This is a genomic window from Methylobacterium sp. Leaf102, assembly GCF_001422425.1.
Taxonomy (GTDB): domain Bacteria; phylum Pseudomonadota; class Alphaproteobacteria; order Rhizobiales; family Beijerinckiaceae; genus Methylobacterium.
Window position 1 is genome coordinate 39,399 of record NZ_LMMX01000014.1, and the last position, 6,135, is coordinate 45,533.

General features: G+C 67.4%; 8 protein-coding genes, 1 tRNA gene and 1 other RNA gene. 5 read left to right on the forward strand and 5 right to left on the reverse strand.

The window, feature by feature from the left end:
• Nucleotides 1-20 precede the first annotated feature (20 nt).
• Entirely contained in the window at nt 21-743 is a 723-nt protein-coding gene (gene pgl / locus ASF27_RS10530) for a 6-phosphogluconolactonase (RefSeq protein ID WP_056359899.1), read from the forward strand.
• Nucleotides 744-746: 3 nt separating this feature from the next.
• Here the strand turns inward: pgl and ASF27_RS10535 are convergent, their stop codons facing one another.
• Nucleotides 747-1,400, reverse strand: a complete 654-nt coding sequence (locus ASF27_RS10535) for a hypothetical protein (protein WP_082478979.1) — start codon at nt 1,398-1,400, stop codon at nt 747-749.
• Between the two features lie 379 nt (nt 1,401-1,779).
• On the opposite strand from ASF27_RS10535, the gene ASF27_RS22195 reads away from it, so the two are divergent.
• The 3 genes from ASF27_RS22195 to ASF27_RS10545 all read left to right on the forward strand — a co-directional run bounded on the left by ASF27_RS22195 (nt 1,780) and on the right by ASF27_RS10545 (nt 3,290).
• Entirely contained in the window at nt 1,780-1,950 is a 171-nt protein-coding gene (locus tag ASF27_RS22195; protein WP_156398796.1) for a hypothetical protein, read from the forward strand.
• A gap of 255 nt (nt 1,951-2,205) precedes the next feature.
• Nucleotides 2,206-2,592, forward strand: a complete 387-nt coding sequence (locus ASF27_RS10540) for a hypothetical protein (RefSeq protein ID WP_056168604.1) — start codon at nt 2,206-2,208, stop codon at nt 2,590-2,592.
• A gap of 44 nt (nt 2,593-2,636) precedes the next feature.
• Nucleotides 2,637-3,290: a general stress protein gene (locus ASF27_RS10545; protein ID WP_056359902.1), complete on the forward strand. Its 654-nt coding sequence runs from the start codon at nt 2,637-2,639 to the stop codon at nt 3,288-3,290.
• 163 nt (nt 3,291-3,453) lie between these two features.
• Here the strand turns inward: ASF27_RS10545 and ssrA are convergent.
• Together ssrA and ASF27_RS10550 are read right to left on the reverse strand one after the other, a co-directional pair.
• Nucleotides 3,454-3,827, reverse strand: a transfer-messenger RNA (tmRNA) gene (gene ssrA / locus ASF27_RS21540).
• Between the two features lie 38 nt (nt 3,828-3,865).
• Nucleotides 3,866-4,216, reverse strand: a complete 351-nt coding sequence (locus ASF27_RS10550; protein WP_056264645.1) for a hypothetical protein — start codon at nt 4,214-4,216, stop codon at nt 3,866-3,868.
• Between ASF27_RS10550 and ASF27_RS22200 the strand changes: the two genes are divergently transcribed.
• Nucleotides 4,203-4,367 carry a hypothetical protein gene (locus ASF27_RS22200; RefSeq protein ID WP_156398795.1) on the forward strand — a complete coding sequence of 55 codons (165 nt, stop codon included), beginning with the start codon at nt 4,203-4,205 and terminating at the stop codon, nt 4,365-4,367. The genes ASF27_RS10550 and ASF27_RS22200 overlap by 14 nt on opposite strands.
• A 191-nt stretch (nt 4,368-4,558) precedes the next feature.
• Here ASF27_RS22200 and ASF27_RS10560 read toward each other — a convergent pair whose 3' ends face one another.
• Entirely contained in the window at nt 4,559-6,007 is a 1,449-nt protein-coding gene (locus ASF27_RS10560; protein WP_347379633.1) for a DEAD/DEAH box helicase family protein, read from the reverse strand.
• 51 nt (nt 6,008-6,058) lie between these two features.
• A tRNA-Met gene (locus tag ASF27_RS10565) sits at nt 6,059-6,135 on the reverse strand.

Below are 6,135 nucleotides of genomic sequence, written 5' to 3' on the forward strand. Positions count from 1 at the left end.
TTCCGAAACGAGGAGCCGCGATGATCCCCCTGCCCAACGATGCAGACCTTCTCGCCGATGCGGACGCCGTCGCACGGGCGGCGGCGGACCGGTTCGTCGCCCTCTGCGAAGCATCGCCCGAGGGGGCCATCGCCGTCTGCCTCTCGGGCGGTTCGACGCCGAAGCGCCTCTACGCCCTGTTGGCTCGCCCCGAGTATGCGGACGCCCTCCCCTGGGCGCGCCTGCACTGGTTCTTCGGGGACGACCGGCACGTGCCGTGGGACGATCCGGAGAGCAATGTCCGCGCCGCCCAGGACGCATTCGGGGATGCGCCGATCCCGCCCGGGCACCTCCATCCCATCCCCACGGGGGGTACCCTGGACGCCGATGCCGCCGCCTATGAATCGGTACTGAAGGCGTTCTACGGAGCCGAGACCCTCGATCCCGACCGCCCCCTGTTCGACCTCGTTCTCCTCGGCCTCGGCGAGGATGGGCACACCGCTTCGCTGTTCCCGGGCAAACCGGCCGTCGAGGAGAGCGGCGCCTGGGTCGCTCCGGTGCCGGAGGCGGGCCTCGCCCCGTTCGTTCCCCGGATCACCCTGACCTTCCCGGCCCTCGCATCCGCGCGGCATGTTCTGGTGTTGGTCACGGGGGCGTCCAAGCGACGACCGCTCGAGCGCCTCGCCGATGGCGAAGACCTACCGGCGGCCCGCATCGCCGGACCGGTGACGTGGCTCCTCGATCGCGCCGCCGCCGACGCCTGACGATCAGTTCGAGGTCGCGACGATCCACGGCGAGATGATGCGCATGGACGCCGTCTCGGCCTGGACCGGGGCGACGGCGGTCGGCGGAACTTTGCGTGCCTGGGCCGTCATCCGCCGGGCTTCCGCGGCCGGGATCGCTCCGGCGGGCATCACCATGGCGGAGAGCAACGTCCGGGTATGCCTGTCGATGAAGGCGGACCGCCCAATGCTCTCGAAATCACGCGCCGCGTGGCGCTTGTCCGGATCGCCGGTGAACACCTTCACGCCGTCCTTTAGAACGACGATGTCGCCGGGTCGCAAGGTCGGATCCTTCATGAACGCGGCGGCGGCACCCGCGCTCATGTCCAGGGGCACCTGGCGGTCGCCGACGTGGAGCTTGAGCGGTTCTGCCTTCGGCAGGGCGGCGTAGCGCGTCATCGGGCGTGGCCGCCTGTTCAGGGCCCGGGCGGCACGGCGGACATCCGTCTGACGCGCGCCCAGGGTGTCCGGTGCGGGCACGGGTTGCACCGCCGCGGGCGGGCTCGGCTGGAACAGTCGTTGGAACAGGCCGCCCAATCCGTCATCGGCCGCGAAGGCGGGCCTCGGCAGGGCGAGGCACAGGCTGGCGAGGAGGGTGGCGGCAGCGGCGCCACGCACGAAAGGCCGGGCTCGGGTCATGGGAATTCGGCTCTCGTTGTCAATCCCCGCTGCACGCCGGGATGAGCCGTTAACGGATCCTAAATCTGAACAGTTCCCACCGATTCGTGGGGTTTGTCGCGAATGCTTAGGATCGTCTGAGGCCGATCGCGCGAATTCCTCCGGCGGGTCGGGAGTGCCGATGGCCGGACTCCGGATATAGCTCTTCCCGCCACCGATAGATCCTCGATGCATCCGTCGTGAGGCGGGAGCGCGAGGCGGCATGCAAGGCCACACCGACGACTTTTTATTGGGACATGGGAAACGATCGGCATCTGACGACTTGAACGTCCCTGTGACTCATCTCTCCCGGCGAATGGATCGCCGCGGTGGGAGAGATTGCCCTGGGAGCAAGCGGTCCGTGAACGAAACCAATTCCCTTCTCTATTGCGGTGCCGCCGCCTTCGATCCCGTGACCTACGGCGTCGCCCAGGGCCTGTCCGAGATGTTTCCGCCCGTGGAGCACCCGGCGGGACTCGCCGGCGACGAAGCCACGCCGCAGGACGCAGAGGGATCGGACGCCGCATCCTGATCCGCTCGGACGCCCGACGCCGCGCTCGGGTGCTCGGCACAGCAAAGCCACCGTATCGGGAAGGATCAGGTTCATTCGGCGGGGGACGGTTTTTCGTATCCAGGTCGGATTAGGCCCGATCGCTACGGTGAGCCGGCGAACGACGCCCGGTCAAACGCATGCATCGTGGCGATCAAGACTGACCCAATCGCTGTGCAAGCGGAACGATTGGGCGATCCCGATGATTGATTGGGTCCTCAGCTCAAGGAGAATACCGTGAACCGGACCCTGCAAACCCTCGCTATCCTGACGGTCCTCGGCGCCGGCCCGGCTTTGGCCCAGACCACCGTGACCGGAACTCCCGCCCCCGACGCCAAGTCCAGCGCCACGTCCGGCGGCCAGGAGGCCGTGACCCGGCCGAACACCGACAAGCCCGATGCCACCAAGCCCGGAACGGCCCACGCCGCCACGGGTGCGAAGCTCGAAGAGGGCGCGAACAGCTTCACCGAGGCCCAGACGCATCACCGCCTCACGGAAGCCGGGTACAAGGACGTCAAAGGTCTGACCAAGGACGAGAAGGGCATCTGGCGCGCCAACGCGATGCTCGACGGCAAGCCCGTCAAGGTCGGCGTCGATTTCAAGGGCAACGTCGCCGCGCAGTAAGCGCGACCTCGACCAATCCTTCACGATCCGAACAGGAGTCCACCATGGCACACCAGACCATCACGGCCCTCTACGACAATTACGATGATGCGAGCGCCGCCGTCGCCAAGCTCGAAGCGCAGGGCATTCCCCACAGCGACATCAGCATCGTCGGCAGCAACGAGGGCGATCGCCACAGCGGACGCGTCGGTACGCACGCGACCACGACCGGCCACACCGATACGACGGAAAGCGCGGCCACCGGCGCCGGTACCGGCGCGACCGTCGGTACGGTCCTGGGCGGTGCCGCCGGCCTCCTCACCGGTCTCGGACTGCTCGCCATACCGGGCGTCGGCCCCGTCGTCGCGGCCGGCTGGCTCGTCGCCACCCTCACGGGTGCCGGCATCGGCGCGGCAGCGGGCGGTCTGGCCGGTGGTCTCACCGGTGCGGGCCTGAGCGAGACGGATGCGCACACCTATTCCGAGGGCGTGCGCCGCGGCGGCACCCTCGTGACGGTGCGCGCGGACGAGACCCGCTCGGCGACCGTCATGGACGTTCTGGAGGAGCATGGCTCCATCGACATCGACGAGCGCGCTCAGGGCTGGCGCGCTGAGGGTTGGACGGCACCGCAGGCCGCTTCCGCCGCGCATCCGAGCGCACTTCCGAGCGCTGCCGATGGACGGACCCGCGTTCGGGCATACCCGACGAACCCCGTCTAAGGTTCGCGCCGCTTCGGTGAAAGACAACGCCCCGCGATCCGTCGCGGGGCGTTTTTCGTGACCGAACCCCCGGTCGCGCCACGCACGCGAAAGAACCGCACCGCACTTCGTGCGATCCGGATGCTGACAGGGCTGCAAGGAGAAAGATGGGTCCCGGAGCCGAAGCCCCGGGTTCTGTTTCGACGGTTACCCTACCGCAAGATGCTTACGCCGCGAGGCGGGCATCCATGACAACGTTATCGTTGGCATTTAGAGTTTTGGTCAGATGCCTGGAATAGGGGTTACCTACGCCAAACCGGTCGAAACCTTACCGACAGTCGCATCGTATCCCACCGAAGTGAGACTGAACTCGCGATCCCTTTACCGCCCAGTCGATCCTATTTCGCCCCCATCAGAAGCCCAACGCTACCCGGATGTCCCGCGATGGGCTTTTGGTGGAGGCGCCGGAGTACTGCCCTCCGGGTCCTGAAACGTTATTATGAACCGGTCATCAACCGCACTTGGAATATAGGTGATGCCTCGCCCCGGGTCCAGTCCGGGCTGCACCAAAACGATGCCCGCGGTCCGCTCCCGCCCTATGCCGTCTCATCTTGGCCGGCGTACCAGTCCGCGTAAGGCGTGTTGCGCGCGAGGCGGCGGTTGAGATCCGGCGCCCCATCCGTCCACCAGACCGGCCCACGCTCGCCGAGACCTCGCTTGGCGCGATCGACGGCCGCTCGGGCGTCCGCGACGGCGGCCGCGTCGTCGCCCTTTCGGCCGGCCTTCACCGCACGCCGGGCATCCATGAGACCGTGCACGAGACGATCGCGGACATCTGCGGGCAGATCCGGCCGGGCCCGCCGCCAGAGCCGTCCCCGCACGACGATGTAGCGACCGTCCGGCGTCTCCAGGACCCGACGGTCAGGCGCGGGCGTGACGCTGTTCATCGATGAGCGCCTCGACGGCCGCGATGGTATTCTCCAGATCGGCGATCCGGCGCAACATGCTGTCGGGTGGCAACATGGCGACTTTCGCAGCGTCCAGGATGAGATCGCGCTGAGCATTCTTCAGGCGGTCGAGAAGAGCTTCCAAGTCTGACATGGGCTCGCCTTACGGCATCGCTCGGCAAAGTGGAATCCGATTCTGGCGAAAGCCGACCCGGCCGACGACTGCCTGCGGACTTGTCCGCAACGTCGTTCGCCGATCCGGTTCATCGGACGACGTTTCGCCGGAAGCGTCGAAGCCAGTCTCGGAAAGCGCTCGGAATTCGCATCGGTCGGAAACAGAGATCAGAGGTCGCAAGGCTCGGGGGACCGTTCGATGAGGACCGCAATCGCATCGAGCAGCGCCGTGTCCTCGCCGGCCATCGCGTCCATGGCTCTCATGCGGCGCAGAACCGTACCGGCGATGGCTTCCTCCACCGTGGCTTCCGCGAACGCATAGTAGATCGTCGCCTGCTCCCCGTCGCGATGGCAGCGGCCCTCGATCTGCGCGACCTGGATCGCGCTGTGGCGCATGTCGTGGATGACGAGGGCACGCACCGCCTCGCCCCCCGCCATCTCGTTGCGGTGGAGCGAGATCGATTCCGTGACGGTGAAGACCATGACGTCGCGTGCGCCGGACTGGAATGCCACCCGTTCGCTCTCGTTCGTCCCGGCGTCCCGCGTTCCGTCGATGCTGCCCACACGCCAGCCGCGTCGGGCTAGAATTTCGGTGAGGGCGGCGCCCGTTTCCAGAAAGGCGACGGAGATCGCCACAGCCTGGCCGGCTTCGAGCAGGGTCTCGACGAAATCCGCCGTGCCGTCGACGCGCAGAAGGCTCGCCTTCTGCCGAAAGCGCAGATCGGCCGCCCACCCGGCCGGGCGGCGGCCGCTCCCGCCGAGCAGGCCCCAGGACCGGCGAAACTCCCGCCAGTTGGCATCGTAGAGCCGGCGCGCCGCGGGATCGAGGGCGGTGGCGGCGAGCTCACGTTGTACCTCGGGCCAACCGACGATGTCGCCCGGACGCCGGCGCAGGCCGATGGCCTTCGATCCCCCATAGAGAAGATCCGCAATCACGGCGCAGTCGCGCGCATTGGCGGTCCAGCTCCAATTGGCCCACCGGCCCTTCGCCCCACCGATGCCGAGGCTTCGCAGGAGGATGCGGAAGTCGGCCAGGGTCTCGCAGGGCGTGCCGGCGGCAGCCCCGAGGAGTCGGCCGAGATAGGACAGTTCGTGCGGCGCCTGACCCGCGGTGGCACTGAGATAGACCGTGAAGGTGGCAGCTTCCGCGATCTGGCGGCAGACCAGGCTCTGTTGGGCCGTCGGATTGCGCAGGCGGTGGCTCTCGTCGAAGGCGACGATGGGCCAGGTCCGTTTCAGGACCCCGCGCTTGGCGAGTTCGTTGTTCTTCGCCCGCGTCGACCGTTTCGTGCTCGTGGCCGGGGGAGCCATGAGCGATTTGGTGCGCTCGTAATTGATGAGCGTCACGGCCTTTGGCGCCAGGCCCGCCTGCGCGATGGTCCGCCGCCATTGCGGCATGGCGCCCTTCGGGCAGACGATGAGGATCTCGGATTCAGGCATGCGCGCCAGGGCGCTCCACACCGACAGGGTCTTTCCCAGCCCCGTCATGTCTCCGAGCAGGAAACCGGGTTTCCTGTCGGCCCGCGCCTCTAGGATGGTCCGAGCCGCCTCCTCCTGATGCGGACGAGGAACGAGGAGGTCTGGCGACTCGGCGATGGGACGGGCTCCTTGGCACAGCGAAAAGCCCCCGACCGTGAGGTTGGGGGCTTTGGTTTGTTGTTGTGATGTTGGTTGCGGGGACAGGATTTGAACCTGTGACCTTCAGGTTATGAGCCTGACGAGCTACCGGGCTGCTCCACCCCGCG

Coding starts and splice junctions, on each gene's coding strand:
- pgl (WP_056359899.1), top strand. CDS start 21: ATGATCCCCCTGCCCAACGATGCAGACCTTCTCGCCGATGCGGACGCC.
- ASF27_RS10535 (WP_082478979.1), bottom strand. CDS start 1,400: ATGACCCGAGCCCGGCCTTTCGTGCGTGGCGCCGCTGCCGCCACCCTC.
- ASF27_RS10545 (WP_056359902.1), top strand. CDS start 2,637: ATGGCACACCAGACCATCACGGCCCTCTACGACAATTACGATGATGCG.
- ASF27_RS10550 (WP_056264645.1), bottom strand. CDS start 4,216: ATGAACAGCGTCACGCCCGCGCCTGACCGTCGGGTCCTGGAGACGCCG.